Source organism: Streptomyces sp. PKA51 (genome assembly GCF_057552455.1).
In genome coordinates this window covers 1-14,095 of record NZ_BAAJPZ010000041.1, presented here as the reverse complement: position 1 = coordinate 14,095, position 14,095 = coordinate 1, and the positions used below count along the sequence as shown (strand labels likewise).

Here is a 14,095-nt window from a genome sequence, read left to right as displayed (position 1 = left end):
CTGCCGGACGGGCAGATCATCGCCCCGCACCGGGCCCTGGACGTGGTGACCGCCGCCTGCGGCGGACGGCCGGGGGAAAAGGACCGGGGCCGGTCCGGCGCACCTGCGCCGGACCGGCCCCGAAGCGTACGGGGGGTAGGCCCCGTCAGCCGTCGTACTCCTCCAGCGGCGGGCAGGAGCACACCAGGTTGCGGTCGCCGTAGGCACCGTCGATGCGGCGCACCGGCGGCCAGTACTTGTCGGCGGCGACGACACCGGCCGGGAAGACGGCCTCCTCGCGGCTGTACGGGTGCTCCCATGCACCGGCCACGCAGGACGCGGTGTGGGGGGCGTTGCGCAGCGGGTTGTCGTCCTTGTCCCACTCCCCCGAGCCGACCTTCTCGATCTCGGCGCGGATGGCGATCATCGCCTCGCAGAACCGGTCGAGTTCGGCCAGGTCCTCGCTCTCGGTCGGCTCGATCATCAGCGTGCCGGCCACCGGGAACGACATGGTCGGCGCGTGGAAGCCGTAGTCGATCAGGCGCTTGGCGACGTCGTCGACGCTCACACCGGTCGCCTTGGTCAGCGGCCGCAGGTCGATGATGCACTCGTGGGCGACCAGACCGCCCGGGCCGGTGTAGAGCACCGGGAAGTGCGGCTCCAGGCGCTTGGCGATGTAGTTGGCACCCAGCACCGCGACCTGGGTGGCGCGCTTGAGGCCCTCGCCGCCCATCAGGCGCACGTAGGACCAGGAGATCGGCAGGATGCCCGCGGAGCCCCAGGGCGCCGCCGAGATCGGCCCCACGCCGGTCTCGGGCCCGGCGGTGGGCTGCAGCGGGTGGTTGGGCAGGTACGGCGCGAGGTGGGCGCGCACCGCCACCGGGCCGACGCCGGGACCGCCGCCGCCGTGCGGGATGCAGAAGGTCTTGTGCAGGTTCAGGTGCGAGACGTCGCCGCCGAAGCGGCCCGGCTTGGCCAGGCCCACCAGGGCGTTGAGGTTGGCGCCGTCGACGTAGACCTGGCCACCGGCGTCGTGGACGGCGGCGCAGATGTCGGCGACGTGCTCCTCGAAGACGCCGTGCGTGGACGGGTAGGTGATCATCAGCACGGCGAGCTCGTCGCGGTACTGCTCGATCTTGGCGCGCAGGTCCTCGACGTCGATCTCGCCGTCGTCGGCGGTGCGGACGACCACGACCTTCATACCGGCCATCACGGCGCTGGCGGCGTTGGTGCCGTGCGCGGAGGACGGGATGAGGCAGACGGTGCGCTGCGTGTCGCCGTTGGCGCGGTGGTAGGCGCGCACGGCCAGCAGGCCCGCGAGCTCGCCCTGGGAGCCGGCGTTGGGCTGCAGGGAGACCTTGTCGTAGCCGGTGACCTCGGCCAGGCGCTCCTCGAGCTCGGTGATCAGGGTGCGGTAGCCCGCGGCCTGCTCGACCGGCGCGAAGGGGTGCAGCGCACCGAACTCCGGCCAGGTGACCGGCTCCATCTCGGTGGTCGCATTCAGCTTCATGGTGCACGAGCCCAGCGGGATCATGCCGCGGTCCAGCGCGTAGTCCCGGTCGGCGAGGCGGCGCAGGTAGCGCAGCATCGCGGTCTCGGAGCGGTGCTGGTGGAAGACGGGGTGCGCGAGGTACTCGTCGGTGCGCAGCAGGCCCTCGGGCAGGGCGTCGGCCACGACCGCGTCCAGCTGCTCGACGTCGGCGTCGACGCCGAACGCGGCCCACACGGCGGCGAGCTGCTCGCGGGTGGTGGTCTCGTCGCAGGCGATGCCGACCCGGTCGGCGTCCGTCAGGCGCAGGTTGACGCCGCGCTCGCGGGCGGCCTCGACGACGGCCGCGGCCCGGCCGGGCACCTTCGCGGTGAGCGTGTCGAAGTACGCGCCGTGCTCCAGCTCGACGCCGCCGGCGCGCAGGCCCTCGGCGAGGATCGCGGCGTAGCGGTGGGTGCGGCGGGCGATGGCGGCCAGGCCCTCGGGGCCGTGGTAGACCGCGTACATGCCGGCCATCACCGCGAGCAGCACCTGGGCGGTGCAGATGTTGCTGGTGGCCTTCTCCCGCCGGATGTGCTGCTCGCGGGTCTGCAGGGCCAGGCGGTAGGCCTTGTTGCCGTCGGCGTCGACGGAGACGCCGACGAGGCGGCCGGGCAGGCTGCGGGCGTAGGCGTCGCGCACGGCCATGTAGCCGGCGTGCGGGCCGCCGAAGCCCATGGGCACGCCGAAGCGCTGGGTGGTGCCCACCGCGATGTCGGCACCGAGCTCGCCGGGCGAGGTGAGCAGGGTCAGGGCGAGCAGGTCGGCCGCGACGGTGACGATCGCGCCGAGCTCGTGGGCCTGCTCGACGACCGGGCGCAGGTCGCGCACGGCACCGGAGGCGCCGGGGTACTGCAGCAGCACGCCGAAGACGCCGCGCTCGGCGATCTCCTCGGGAATGCCGGCCGACAGGTCGGCGACCACGACCTCCACGCCGGTGGGCTCGGCGCGGGTCTCGATGACGGCGATCGTCTGCGGCAGGGTGTCGGCGTCGACCAGGTAGACACCCTTCTTGACCTTGCCCACGCGCCGGGACAGGGACATGGCCTCGGCGGCGGCCGTGCCCTCGTCCAGGAGCGAGGCGCCGGAGGTCGGCAGCCCCGTCAGGTCGGCGACGACGGTCTGGAAGTTGAGCAGCGCCTCCAGGCGGCCCTGCGAGATCTCCGGCTGGTACGGCGTGTACGCCGTGTACCAGGCGGGGTTCTCCATGACGTTGCGCAGGATCACCGGCGGGGTGAACGTGCCGTGGTACCCCAGGCCGATCATCGGCGCCAGGACCTGGTTGCGCCCGGCGAGCTCGCGCAGCTCCGCGAGCACCTCCGCCTCGCTGCGGGCGGCGGGCAGCGCGAGCGCCTCGGCGCTCTTGATCACTTCCGGTACGGCGGCGGCGGTCAGCTCGTCGAGGGAGCCGTAGCCGACCTGGGCGAGCATCTTGGCCTGGGCCTCGGCGTCCGGACCTATGTGCCGGCGCTCGAAGGGGGTGCTCCGCTCCAGGTCGGAAAGGGAGCTGCGGTGGGCTGTCATCTGCGGAGGCCTCCTGGTCACTGCGACCTGCGAGGGGTACCACGGCGCGGGTACCCGGACGGCCTCCCCCTCTGTCATCTCAACCTGAGAGCTTCACCGGGCCGCGCATGCGGACCGGCTTTCACCGTCGGTGAGGAGGGGCTTCGGCGTGGTGCCTGACCTGGGCCCGCCCTGCTTTCCAGAGTGACCTCTTCCGTGCGGTACCGGGTGCCTGAGAGATTCCGGGGAGGAGTTGCTCCTTCGGCGCCCCCGCCGGCTCGCGACGAAGGACTCTCCCGCACGGGTTCTGCGGCCAATCGTCAGCCTACCAGCGCGCCTTTCCGGGCGGATCTCCCGAGTGGCCCGTTCCTGCTTTGTGGCTTTTCGTGGGTCTGGGGGCCGCGGAACGCCAGGGAGGAACCGTGCAGACCGACATCGACCCCAGGAGCCTGATCGGCCGCAGGGCCTTCGACCGGGCCGGCACGCGCATCGGCACCGTCGACGAGGTGTACCTCGACGACGTGACCGGCGCACCGGAGTGGGCGGCGGTGCGCACGGGCTTCTTCGGCCGCGACGCGTTCGTCCCCCTGGAGGTGAGCTCGGTGGAGGAGGACGGCCTGCGCGTCCCCTTCGACCGCGCCCTGATCCGCCGCTCCCCCGGCTTCGGCGTGGGCCGCCACCTGTCGCCCCAACAGGAACTCCAGCTCTACCGCCACTACGGCCTGCCCCTGCCGGGCGCGGAAACGGCGCGGCCCGCCGATGCCGACCCACCGACCGCCCCGTAGAGGCGTAGGGACGCGGGGAACTGCGCGATCGGCCACCGGCGGCCCGCAGCCGACGCACCGCCTCCGGACCCCGTCTGCGGGCGCGTCGTGGCTGATCGCGCAGTTCCCCGCGCCCCTACGGGGCGCTCTACGCAGCCGCCGGTCCGCCGGCCTCGGGAGCCGGGGGCGCGTCCGGATCGGGAGGGATCAGCGGGAGGGGGTCGGACGGTTCCAGATCGGGGTCGTCCACGCTGAGCGTACGGACGCGGCCCGGGCCGGACCACGGCGTCTCGAAGCGGACCGTGACGCGGCCCAGACCGCTGCCCTGGACCCAGCCGGGGCCGTACTCCGCGTGGTGCACGTCGACGCCGGGCGACCAGCGCCTCGGGGCGGGCGGCGCCTCGGTCGGTGAGGGCGGCGCAGCGGCCTCGGGCGCCTCCGGCGCCGTCCGCGTGGCGCTCGCGGCCTGGGCGAAGAGGTCCTCCTGGGTGTAGTCGGCGAGCCCGGAGACGCCGACGCCCAGCAGGCGCACGCCCGCCGTGGTGTCGACCCCGTCGAGCAGCCGGGCGGCCGCCTCGCGCACGACGGCCACGTCGTCCGTGGGGCCGCGCAGGGTCTCGGAGCGGGTCAGCGTGGAGAAGTCGTAGCTGCGGACCTTGATGACGACCGTGCGCCCGGAGCGCCCGGCGGCGCGCAGCCGCTGCACGCACCGCTCGGCGAGGCGGGCGAGCTCGTACTGGACGCGGGTGCGGTCGGTGAGGTCCTCGGCGAAGGTGTCCTCCACGGACACCGACTTCGCGTCGCGCTCGGCGACGACGGGCCGGTCGTCGTGGCCGGTGGCCAGGGCGTACAGGCCGGCGCCGTGGGCCTTGCCCAGGAGGCGGACGAGCTCGGCCTCGCCGGCCTCGGCGGTCTCCGCGACGGTGGTGATCCCGGCGCGCCGCAACGTTTCGGCAGTGGCGGGTCCGACGCCGGGGATGGCCCGCACCGACATGGGGCCGAGGACTTCCAGCTCGGTGCCGGGCTCGATGAGCACGAGCCCGTCCGGCTTGGCCTCCTCCGAGGCGATCTTGGCGAGCATCTTGGAGCCGGCGAGCCCGACGGAGCCGGTCAGGCCGGTGGCGGCGCGGATGTCGCGCCGCAGTCGCTCGCCCACGCGGCGTGCCGCCGCCGGCGTCGGCTCGGTGCCGCCGGCTTCGAGGTCGACGAACGCCTCGTCCAGGCTGAGCGGCTCGACCAGCGGCGACAGCTCGCCCAGCAGCCGCATGACCGTCCTGCTGACCTCCTGGTAGAGGCCGAAGCGCGGGGTGAGGTAGGCGGCGTTGGGGCACAGCCTGCGCGCCTGGGCGGTGGCCATGGCGGAGCGGATGCCGAAGACGCGCGCCTCGTAGGAGGCGGTGGCGACGACGCCGCGCGGCCCGATGCCGCCCACGACCACCGGCTTCCCGCGCAGGCTGGGTTTGGATGCCTGCTCCACCGAGGCGTAGAAGGCATCCATGTCCAGATGCAGGATCGTCGGCGCACCCCTCACAGGAGTAGATGCTGCCGCATGCCACTGACAATGGGCCGGGACCGGGTGCCCGTGGCACCCGGTCGCTCAGCCCGCCCGGTCGCTCAGCCCGCCCGGTTGCTGCGGCGCCGGGCCAGCTCGTCGCCGGGGTGGTGGCCGACGAGGGTCTCGCCGGTGTCCACGCGCTCCCCGTGCAGCTGGGCCAGCGCGTTCTCCACGTCGCGCCAGACGACGCCGACGGCGATGCCGAAGACGCCCTGGCCGCCCTGGAGGAGGTCGACGACCTCGTCGGGCGAAGTGCACTCGTAGACCGTGGCGCCGTCGCTCATGAGCGTCACCTGCGCCAGGTCGGCCACGCCGCGCTCCCGCAGATGCTGCACCGCGGTGCGGATGTTCTGCAGCGAGACCCCGGTGTCCAGCAGCCGTTTGACGATCTTCAGGACGACGACGTCCCGGAAGCTGTAGAGCCGCTGGCTGCCCGAGCCGTACGCGGGCCGCACGCTGGGCTCGACGAGCCCGGTGCGCGCCCAGTAGTCCAGCTGGCGATAGGTGATGCCCGCGGCGGCGCACGCCGTGGGCCCGCGGTATCCGATGTCGTCGGTGCCGTGGGAGGGGCCGGAGCCGGTGTCGCTCCCCCGCGGCGTGGTGACCGCTGTCGTGGCTGAATAGCGGGGCACTGGTTCGACCGTTCCCCCACGCAGCGGATACGGACCGCCGACCGCCGTACCGTCGCCCGTGCTTCTCACGCCGACCTCCGTCCTTGACCTGCCTTCTCGACGGTAGGCAGTCGCCCGGGGTGCGTCAACGATCGCCACACTCGGCACGCCGAGTGATAATCACCTTGAGAGTGGTTTCACGTGTCCGGGCAGCGGGAAAACTGCTCGAATGCGGCAATCCGCCCAGATGCTGCGCCCCGGCGGTGCCTACTGGTTGCTGCTGCCGAAGTCCTCGGGCGAGATCTGGTCGAGGAACTCGCGGAACTTCTCCACCTCGTCCTCCTGCTCGTCCGGGATGGCGATCCCCGCGTCGTCCAGCACCCCGTCGCTGCCGTAGATCGGCGTTCCGGTGCGCAGGGCCAGCGCTATGGCGTCGGACGGCCGGGCGCTGACCTCCACCCCGCTGGCGAAGACCAGCTCCGCGTAGAACACGCCTTCGCGCAGGTCGGTGATGCGGACCTCGGCGAGCTGCTGCCCCACCGCCTCCAGGACGTCCTTGAAGAGGTCATGGGTCAGCGGCCGGGCCGGCGCCATGCCCTGCTGGGCGAAGGCGATGGCGGTCGCCTCGCCGGGGCCGATCCAGATCGGCAGATACCGGTCGCCACCCACTTCCCGCAGGAGCACGATCGGCTGGTTTGAGGGCATTTCCACCCGGACACCCACGACATCGAGCTCGTTCACACAGCAACCCTAGGCCGTGGTCGGCAGGTTTGGGTAGTCGGGCACCCGCCGTCACCGGCTCCTGGGCTGCAGCGCGGCCCGTACGAGGGCGGCGTGCAGCCGTACGGACAGGGCGGCCAGCTCCCGGGCCGTGGCCTCGGCGTGCGCCCTGGTCTGGGGGTTGCGGTGCCTGCGCAGGGGTGCGACCACCTGTTCGACCAGGCCCGCCTCGCGGTCCGCGGCGGCCTTCACGGAGCGCAGGTGCCTCGGCTCCAGTCCGTAGCGGCCCAGGTCGGCGACGAGCTTGGCGATGGTGACGGCGTCGGCGTCGAATCCGCCGTCCGGGTGGGGCACCAGCAGCCCGTAGGACTCCCACTCGACCAGCTCGGCCTCGGTGACCCCGGCGCCCGCCAGCAGCTCCCCACGGCCGATCCTGGCGGCCGGAGCGCCCTCGGGGCCGCCCCGGGCCCCCGCGGCGGCGACGGCGGCCTCCTCGGCCTCCGGATCGCCGGCGAGGTCCAGCGCGTCGCGCGGCTGGGCCGGGGCGGGCAGCTGGACCCGCTCGCCGCGGGCCAGGGCCTCCAGGTGCTCCCGGATGACCTTCAGGGGCAGGTAGTGATCACGCTGCATGCGCAGGACGAGGGCGAGGCGCTCCACGTCCTGCGTGCTGAACTTGCGGTAGCCCGAGGGGGTGCGCTGCGGCTCCACCAGGCCCTCCGCCTCCAGGAAACGGATCTTGGAGATGGTGACCTCGGGGAACTCCTCGCGCAGCAGGTTGAGCACCGTGCCGATGCTCACCAGCCGGCCCTCCGCACCGGCGGCACCGGCCGAACCGGTGCCGCCCGACGGTGTTCGCAGCATGGCCCTTCCCCTCGCGGGTCGTCCGCTGCCGGCTGTCAGTAGCCCCGCTGGCTGCCGAAGAAGACCAGCCGGTACTTGCCGATCTGCACCTCGTCGCCGTTCGACAGCTGAACGGACTCGATCTGCTCACGGTTGACGTAGGTGCCGTTGAGGCTGCCCACGTCGGTGACGGTGAAGCCGCCGTCCGGCTGCCGGCGGAACTCCACGTGCCGGCGGGAAACGGTGACGTCGTCGAGGAAGATGTCGCTCTGCGGGTGACGGCCGGCGGTGGTGACGTCGGCGTCCAGCAGGAAGCGGCTGCCCGAGTTGGGCCCGCGGCGCACCACCAGCAGCGCCGAGCCCATCGGCAGCGCCTCGACCGCGGCCTGGGCCTCGGGCGAGAGGGCCGGGATCGGCGTCTGGCCGGTGGTCTCCGAGTCGTACGCCTCCAGACCGGAGATGGAGATGGTCGAGGTCGTCTCCGAGGCGCGCTCGGCCACGGCACCGGGCCGCAGCGGCGCACCGCAGTTGGAGCAGAACCGGCTGGCCTCGGCGTTCCGGTGGCCACACCTCGTACATACCGGCAAGGCAAACCCTCCACCCGCACTTGAGGTCGCTGGTGCCCCGAAACCTATGCGCCCCGCCTGGGCAGGGTCAACAGAGGACGCGCCCGGACCGCCCGGAATGTCACTTCCGTGCGCCCCCTGGACGTCCTGGTCCCGGAACAGCGGGCGACCCTCCTGGGTCCCCTCGCCGGCGTCCACGGGACGCCCCGCGCGATGGCGAGCGGTGCCGCCCTCCTGGCGTGCGCTCTTGCCGAACAACTTCGCAAACAACTTCACGGGCGATTCCCCTTGACCGAAACAGACCCGCCCGTGGGGCAGGACGAACCCTTGCTGCACACACCGTCCGACCTGGACATCCGAACAACGTCCGCGGTCACCAGACAGTTTCCACCACGCGCACCGAGCCCGGTGCGCCGACCCCCCGCAACCTTCCGCCCCTCCCACGGGCCCCGTCGAAACGCCCGCCTCACTGCGATGACGACCGAGCGTAGTCAGGCCGCTTCGCCGGGCGCAAGGCGTCCACAACGATCTTCTCAGACCGGGAGACGGTCACGACGGCCTGCTCCTTCTCCAGAGTCTGCACCACACCACCAGGGATGTTGAGCGCCGGCTCGAGGTCCTGGGGCTTGCCGATGACCTTGAACTTATAGGGCTGCGAGACCTTCTTGCCATCGATCTCCACCTTCCCCGCGGAACCGGAGAAGTACGTGTCCGCCACGATGCGCACGTCGTTGATCTGGATCGCCTCGGCGCCGGCCGCCCTCAACTCCTGGATCGCGTCCAGCAGCTTGTCGGCCTCCACGGCGCCCTTGGGGTCGCTCACCGTGAGTTCGATGCCCGGTCCCTCGGCCGACACCGTGCCCGCCAGCACCCCGAGCTGCTCCTCCTTCTGCTCGGTCTGCTTGCGCGCCTCGGCCGCCTGGTTCGAGCTGCTCTCCAGCTGCGCCTTCTGGTTCTCCAGGCGCCGCTTCTCGTCGTCCAGCCGCTTGGTGCGGTTGTCCAGCTCGTCCAGGATGCGTACGAGGTCCTCCTGCCGGGCCCCGCGCAGGGCACTGGTGTCGCTGGTGGAGCGCACCTGGATGGCCAGGCCGAGCCCGAGTACGCACAGCAGCAGCGCCACGGTCAGCTGGGCCCGCGTCAACCGCGGCGGCCACAGTCCGTTCAGCAACCGTTGACGCCCTGTCAACGGCGCGGGCCGTCCGGGCTCTTCCGCGGGCGGTACGGGCTCCGGCTCGGGCTCCGCGTCCGCCGCCGGTCCGGGCTCCGCCTTCGGCGCGGCCGGCTCCGCCGGCTTCCCGGCCTCTTCCGGCTTTTCCGGCTTGCCGGGCTTTTCTTCCTTCTCCGGCTTGTCCGGCGTGTCCTCAGTGCTCATGCCTGTGCCTCACGCCCGGAAGATGTGCCGCCGGATGGCGGCGGCGTTGGAGAAGATGCGAATGCCGAGGACGACCACGACGCCGGTGGACAACTGTGCGCCCACACCGAGCTTGTCGCCCAGGAACACGATCAGCGCCGCCACCACGACATTGGACAGGAACGACACCACGAAGACCTTGTCGTCGAAGATCCCGTCGAGCATCGCCCGCAGACCGCCGAACACCGCGTCCAGCGCCGCCACCACGGCGATGGGCAGGTAGGGCTCGACCGCCGTCGGCACCACGGGACGGACGACGAGTCCGACCACGACTCCCACGATGAGGCCCAATACGGCGATCACGATGTGCCCTTCCCTGGCTTTGCGGTTCGTACGATCAGACTCGGGGCGGCCGGCAGCCGGACCTCGTCCTGGGCGGAAATGCTCGCGCGGACCCCGTAGTTCTGCTGCAGCACGTGCAGGTACTGTCCGTCGGCACTGTCCTGGAAAGCGGTGCTCAGCCGCTGACCGTCCCCGACCGCCAGCACCGTGTACGGCGGCGCCAGCGGTTTGTTGTCGACCAGTATGGCGTCACCCGCCGCCCTGATCGCCGACAACGAGGTCAGCCGCTGGCCGTTGATGGCAATGGCCTCCGCCCCGGACTGCCACAGCCCGTTGACGACCCGCTGCATGTCACGGTCGCGCACCCGGCCCGTGTCGGAGAACCCGCTGCTCTCCCGCGGCCCGCCCCCACTGGTGCGGGCCTGCTTGGCGTCGTCGACCACGATCTTGACCCCGGGGCCCTGCACGGGCGTGGCACCGGCCAGCAGCGAGACCAACTCGGCCCGGTCCCCACCCTGTTTCCGCAGCGCCTCGCGCTGCGTGCTGCCCACCGAGCCGCGCAGCGCGTCCACGCTCTCCTGGAGCTTGTCGGCGGCCGCCGTCTCGCTCTGGATGCGGTTGATGAGCTGCTCGCGCTCCTTGGCGAGCGTCGGTGCCGATATCTGCGCCTGGACCGCCCCCAGCGTGACCACGGCGGCGGACAGCAACAGGGCCGCGGCCAGCCCCAGCCTGGCGCGCAGCCGGCCCGGCAGGCCCGTGCCGCCCTCGGTCCGGCGGGCCGCCGCCTCGGCGTAACCGTCGTCCAGGGCGTGGTCCGTCAGATTGGTCAGCAGCGACATGGAGGCGTCGGGGCGCGGAGGCGGCGACGAGGTGCTCCGAACGGGGGGCTGCTGCGACATGCCGCACATCGTCGCACGTCGGGGGCGCCGTCTCCCAATGGCCCCACCGGCGTGCCGGACAGGAACCCGGGAGACGGCGCCCGGAAGGTTGCCGTGGCGTCAGCGCCCGGCGCTCTCCACCACCGCCGACCACTCGTCGAGCAGGGCCTGCGCGGAGGCGTCGTCCGGGCCCTCCGCCCACAGGTGGGTCACGGCCTCGGCCGGATCGGGCAGCACCATGATCCAGCGCCCGTCCGCCTCCACCACCCGCACACCGTCGGTGGTGTCCACCGAACGGTCCCCGGCGGCCTCCACCACGCGCCGCATCACCAGGCCCTTGACGGCCCACGGCGTGGCCAGGTCGCGCCGCAGGACGTGCGCCCGCGGGATGCGTGCGTCTATCTGGCTGAGCGTGAGCTGCGTCCGGGCCACCAGGCCGATCAGGCGGACGAAGGCGGCCGTGCCGTCGAAGACACTGCTGAACTCCGGCACGATGAAGCCGCCGCGCCCGTCGCCGCCGAAGATGGTCGACTCCTGTCGGCCGACCCTCGTCAGGTCGTCCGGCGACGTCGTCGTCCACTCCACCTGGGTGCCGTGGTAGGCCGCCACCTGCTCGGCGATACGGGTCGTGGTCACCGGCAGCGCGACCCGGCCGCTGCGCCGCTCGGCGGCGACCAGGTCCAGCAGCACCAGCAGCGCCCGGTCGTCCTCCACGATGCGCCCGCGCTCGTCCACCAGCGAGATCCGCTCGCCCACCGGGTCGAACCGCACGCCGAACGCCGCCCGCGCCGAGGCCACCATCTCCCCCAGCCGCACCAGCCCGGACCGCCGGGCGTCCGCGGTCTCCGTCGGACGCGCCTCGTCCAGACCGGGATTGATGGTCAGCGCGTCCACGCCGAGCCGGCCCAGGAGGCTCGGCAGAACGAGACCGGCGCTGCCGTTGGAGGCGTCCACGACCACCTTCAGGCCCGCCTCGGCGACCCCGGTGGTGTCGACCGACCGCAGCAGCGAACCGGTGTAGGAGTCGTAGACGCTGGACGGGAAGGACAGGTCGCCGATCTCCCCGGGGAAGGCCCTGCGGTACTCCTGGCGGGCGTAGACCCGGTCCAGCTTGCGCTGGCCGGCCTGCGAGAGGTCCGCCCCCCGCTCGTCGAGGAACATGATGTCCACCGAGTCCGGGACGCCCGGCGAGGTACGGATCATGATGCCGCCCGCGCTGCCCCGCGCCGTCTGCTGCCGCGCCACCGGCAACGGCACGTTCTCCAGGTCCCGTACGTCGATGGCGCTGGCCTGCAGGGCGGAGATCACCGCGCGCTTCAGCGCCCGCGCACCCCGGGAATGGTCACGCGCCGTGGTGACGGTCGCGCCCTTCTTCAGCGTCGTGGCGTACGCGCCGGCCAGCCGTACCGCCACCTCCGGGGTGATCTCCACGTTCAGAATGCCGGAGACGCCGCGGGCGCCGAAAAGATGGGCCTGCCCGCGCGACTCCCAGATCACCGAGGTGTTGACGAAGGCGCCCGCCTCGATGGTCTTGAAGGGATAGACCCGGACATTGCCCTGGATAATCGATTCCTCACCGATGAGGCACTCGTCGCCGATGACGGCGCCGTCCTCGATCCGGGCCGCACGCATGATGTCGGTGTTCTTTCCGACGACGCAGCCGCGCAGATTGCTCTGCTGCCCGACGTACACGTTGTCGTGCACCACGGCCCTGTGCAGGAAGGCCCCCGACTTCACCACGACATTCGAGCCCACCACCGTGTGCTCGCGAATCTCGGCGCCGGCTTCCACCTTCGCGTAGTCACCGATGTACAGCGGCCCGCGCAGCACGGCATCCGGATGCACGTCGGCGCCTTCCGCCACCCACACGCCCGGCGAGATCTCGAAGCCGTCGAGGTCGACGTCGACCTTTCCTTCGAGCACGTCGGCCTGGGCCTTGACGTAGCTCTCGTGCGTGCCGACGTCCTCCCAGTAGCCCTCGGCGACATAGCCGTAGATGGGCTTGCCCTCCTTCATGAGCTTCGGGAAGACGTCGCCCGACCAGTCCACCGGGACATCGGGCTGGACATAGTCGAAGACCTCCGGCTCCATGACGTAGATGCCGGTGTTGACGGTGTCGGAGAAGACCTGGCCCCAGGTCGGCTTCTCCAGGAAGCGCTCGACCCGGCCCGCCTCGTCGACAATGGTGATGCCGAACTCCAGCGGATTGGGCACCCGCGTGAGGCACACCGTCACCAGCGCGCCCTTTTCCTTGTGGAACCGGATCAGGTCCGTCAGGTCGAAATCGGTGAGGGCGTCACCGGAGATGACGAGGAAGGCGTCGTCCTTGAGCGCCTCCTCCGCGTTCTTGACGCTGCCCGCCGTGCCGAGGGGCTTCTCCTCGTTGGCATAGGTGAGCTCCATGCCCAGTTCCTCGCCGTCACCGAAGTAATTGCGCACCAGCGAGGCGAGGAACTGCACGGTCACCACGGTCTCGGTCAGCCCGTGCCGTTTGAGCAGACGGAGCACATGCTCCATGATCGGCCGGTTGGCCACCGGTAGGAGCGGCTTGGGCATGCTCGAGGTCATCGGGCGAAGGCGAGTGCCTTCACCGCCGGCCATCACGACGGCCTTCATGTCGGAAGCGTCCTCCTTGCGAGACGACGGTCATGCCGACTTCGTGCCCTTCACGCCTGGTAAGGCTCGGGACAGGGGCCGCCTGGGGGCGGCACAATCAGTCGGCCGTGGCGTCCGCCCTGACCAGTCGGCGGACCTGCACCACGTAGAGGATCCCTGCCCACCAATAGAGGGTTGTACCCCATCCGGCGAACGCCCATCCGAAAATCGCGGCGAGCGACGCAACCCAGCCCGAACCGTCACTGAGAAGCAGCAACGGGAAGGCATACATCAGGTTGAAGGTCGCCGCCTTGCCCAGGAAGTTCACCTGCGGCGGCGGATAGCCGTGACGCCGGAGGATCCCCACCATGACCAGCAGCATCGCTTCCCGCGCCAGCAGCGCCACGGTCAGCCAGAGCGGAAGGATCTCACGCCATGTCAGGCCGAAGAGGGTGGAGAGCACGTAGAGCCGGTCGGCGGCCGGGTCGAGCAGCCGGCCGAGGCTGCTGATCTGGTTCCACCGCCGGGCGAGCTTTCCGTCCAGGTAGTCACTGACGCCGCTGAGCGCCAGCACGAGCAGCGCCCAGCCGTCGTGCTTCGTGAGAATCAGCCACAGGAAGAGCGGAACGCCGACCAGACGCGCCATGCTGAGGATGTTCGGGATGGTGAGGACGCGGTCGGTCTGCACGCGCGTCTCCTGTACCTCCACCCGGGGGCCTCCTGTGGGGATATGTACCAACGATGTGATGTCCCACGACTTTACCCCCAGTCGTCCGACCTCCGGACGGAGGGGTGGAAGAGGCCGGGCACCGTAAACGCAGAGAAGCCCCGTTGGGAACCATGTTCCCAACCGGGCGTCTCTC

Annotated in this window: 12 protein-coding genes and 1 riboswitch; of the genes, 1 reads left to right on the top strand and 11 read right to left on the bottom strand. The window is 71.5% G+C overall.

Annotated elements, in window-relative coordinates; translation table 11 throughout:
* Positions 1-145 precede the first annotated feature (145 nt).
* Positions 146-3,031, bottom strand: a complete 2,886-nt coding sequence (gene gcvP / locus AC27L3_RS29235; protein WP_487237071.1) for an aminomethyl-transferring glycine dehydrogenase — start codon at positions 3,029-3,031, stop codon at positions 146-148.
* A 188-nt stretch (positions 3,032-3,219) separates the two neighbouring features.
* A riboswitch (glycine riboswitch) is annotated at positions 3,220-3,319 on the bottom strand.
* A gap of 113 nt (positions 3,320-3,432) precedes the next feature.
* On the opposite strand from gcvP, the gene AC27L3_RS29230 reads away from it, so the two are divergent.
* Positions 3,433-3,795 (top strand): PRC-barrel domain-containing protein, encoded by a 363-nt coding sequence (locus AC27L3_RS29230; protein WP_487237070.1) that lies wholly within the window; start codon positions 3,433-3,435, stop codon positions 3,793-3,795.
* A 127-nt stretch (positions 3,796-3,922) separates the two neighbouring features.
* On the opposite strand, the gene AC27L3_RS29225 is transcribed toward AC27L3_RS29230, so the two are convergent.
* The 10 genes from AC27L3_RS29225 to clsA all read right to left on the bottom strand — a co-directional run bounded on the left by AC27L3_RS29225 (position 3,923) and on the right by clsA (position 13,941).
* Positions 3,923-5,305: a DNA polymerase IV gene (locus AC27L3_RS29225; RefSeq protein WP_487237069.1), complete on the bottom strand. Its 1,383-nt coding sequence runs from the start codon at positions 5,303-5,305 to the stop codon at positions 3,923-3,925.
* Between the two features lie 83 nt (positions 5,306-5,388).
* A complete protein-coding gene (locus tag AC27L3_RS29220; protein WP_487237068.1) occupies positions 5,389-6,030 on the bottom strand; it encodes a MerR family transcriptional regulator in 642 nt (213 codons plus the stop codon).
* Between the two features lie 177 nt (positions 6,031-6,207).
* Positions 6,208-6,681: a bifunctional nuclease family protein gene (locus AC27L3_RS29215; RefSeq protein ID WP_099198755.1), complete on the bottom strand. Its 474-nt coding sequence runs from the start codon at positions 6,679-6,681 to the stop codon at positions 6,208-6,210.
* Positions 6,682-6,732: 51 nt separating this feature from the next.
* Positions 6,733-7,521, bottom strand: coding sequence for a transcriptional regulator FtsR (ftsR, locus tag AC27L3_RS29210; RefSeq protein ID WP_487237067.1), 789 nt, complete (start codon positions 7,519-7,521; stop codon positions 6,733-6,735).
* 35 nt (positions 7,522-7,556) lie between these two features.
* Positions 7,557-8,402, bottom strand: a complete 846-nt coding sequence (locus AC27L3_RS29205) for an FHA domain-containing protein (RefSeq protein ID WP_487237066.1) — start codon at positions 8,400-8,402, stop codon at positions 7,557-7,559.
* A gap of 130 nt (positions 8,403-8,532) precedes the next feature.
* The gene (locus tag AC27L3_RS29200) at positions 8,533-9,438 is read right to left on the bottom strand and encodes a DUF881 domain-containing protein (RefSeq protein ID WP_487237065.1); all 906 of its coding nucleotides are present in this window, start codon (positions 9,436-9,438) and stop codon (positions 8,533-8,535) included.
* Between the two features lie 9 nt (positions 9,439-9,447).
* Positions 9,448-9,780, bottom strand: a complete 333-nt coding sequence (locus AC27L3_RS29195; RefSeq protein ID WP_071964751.1) for a small basic family protein — start codon at positions 9,778-9,780, stop codon at positions 9,448-9,450.
* The gene (locus AC27L3_RS29190) at positions 9,777-10,667 is read right to left on the bottom strand and encodes a DUF881 domain-containing protein (protein WP_487237064.1); all 891 of its coding nucleotides are present in this window, start codon (positions 10,665-10,667) and stop codon (positions 9,777-9,779) included. Before AC27L3_RS29190 ends, AC27L3_RS29195 begins: the two co-directional genes overlap by 4 nt.
* Positions 10,668-10,757: 90 nt before the next feature.
* Entirely contained in the window at positions 10,758-13,253 is a 2,496-nt protein-coding gene (locus AC27L3_RS29185) for a sugar phosphate nucleotidyltransferase (protein WP_487237063.1), read from the bottom strand.
* A gap of 97 nt (positions 13,254-13,350) precedes the next feature.
* On the bottom strand, positions 13,351-13,941 hold the full coding sequence (gene clsA / locus AC27L3_RS29180) for a cardiolipin synthase ClsA (protein ID WP_344433289.1): 591 nt from the start codon (positions 13,939-13,941) through the stop codon (positions 13,351-13,353).
* Positions 13,942-14,095 lie beyond the last annotated feature (154 nt).

Coding starts and splice junctions, on each gene's coding strand:
- gcvP (WP_487237071.1), bottom strand. CDS start 3,031: ATGACAGCCCACCGCAGCTCCCTTTCCGACCTGGAGCGGAGCACCCCC.
- AC27L3_RS29185 (WP_487237063.1), bottom strand. CDS start 13,253: ATGAAGGCCGTCGTGATGGCCGGCGGTGAAGGCACTCGCCTTCGCCCG.
- AC27L3_RS29190 (WP_487237064.1), bottom strand. CDS start 10,667: ATGTGCGGCATGTCGCAGCAGCCCCCCGTTCGGAGCACCTCGTCGCCG.
- ftsR (WP_487237067.1), bottom strand. CDS start 7,521: ATGCTGCGAACACCGTCGGGCGGCACCGGTTCGGCCGGTGCCGCCGGT.
- AC27L3_RS29200 (WP_487237065.1), bottom strand. CDS start 9,438: ATGAGCACTGAGGACACGCCGGACAAGCCGGAGAAGGAAGAAAAGCCC.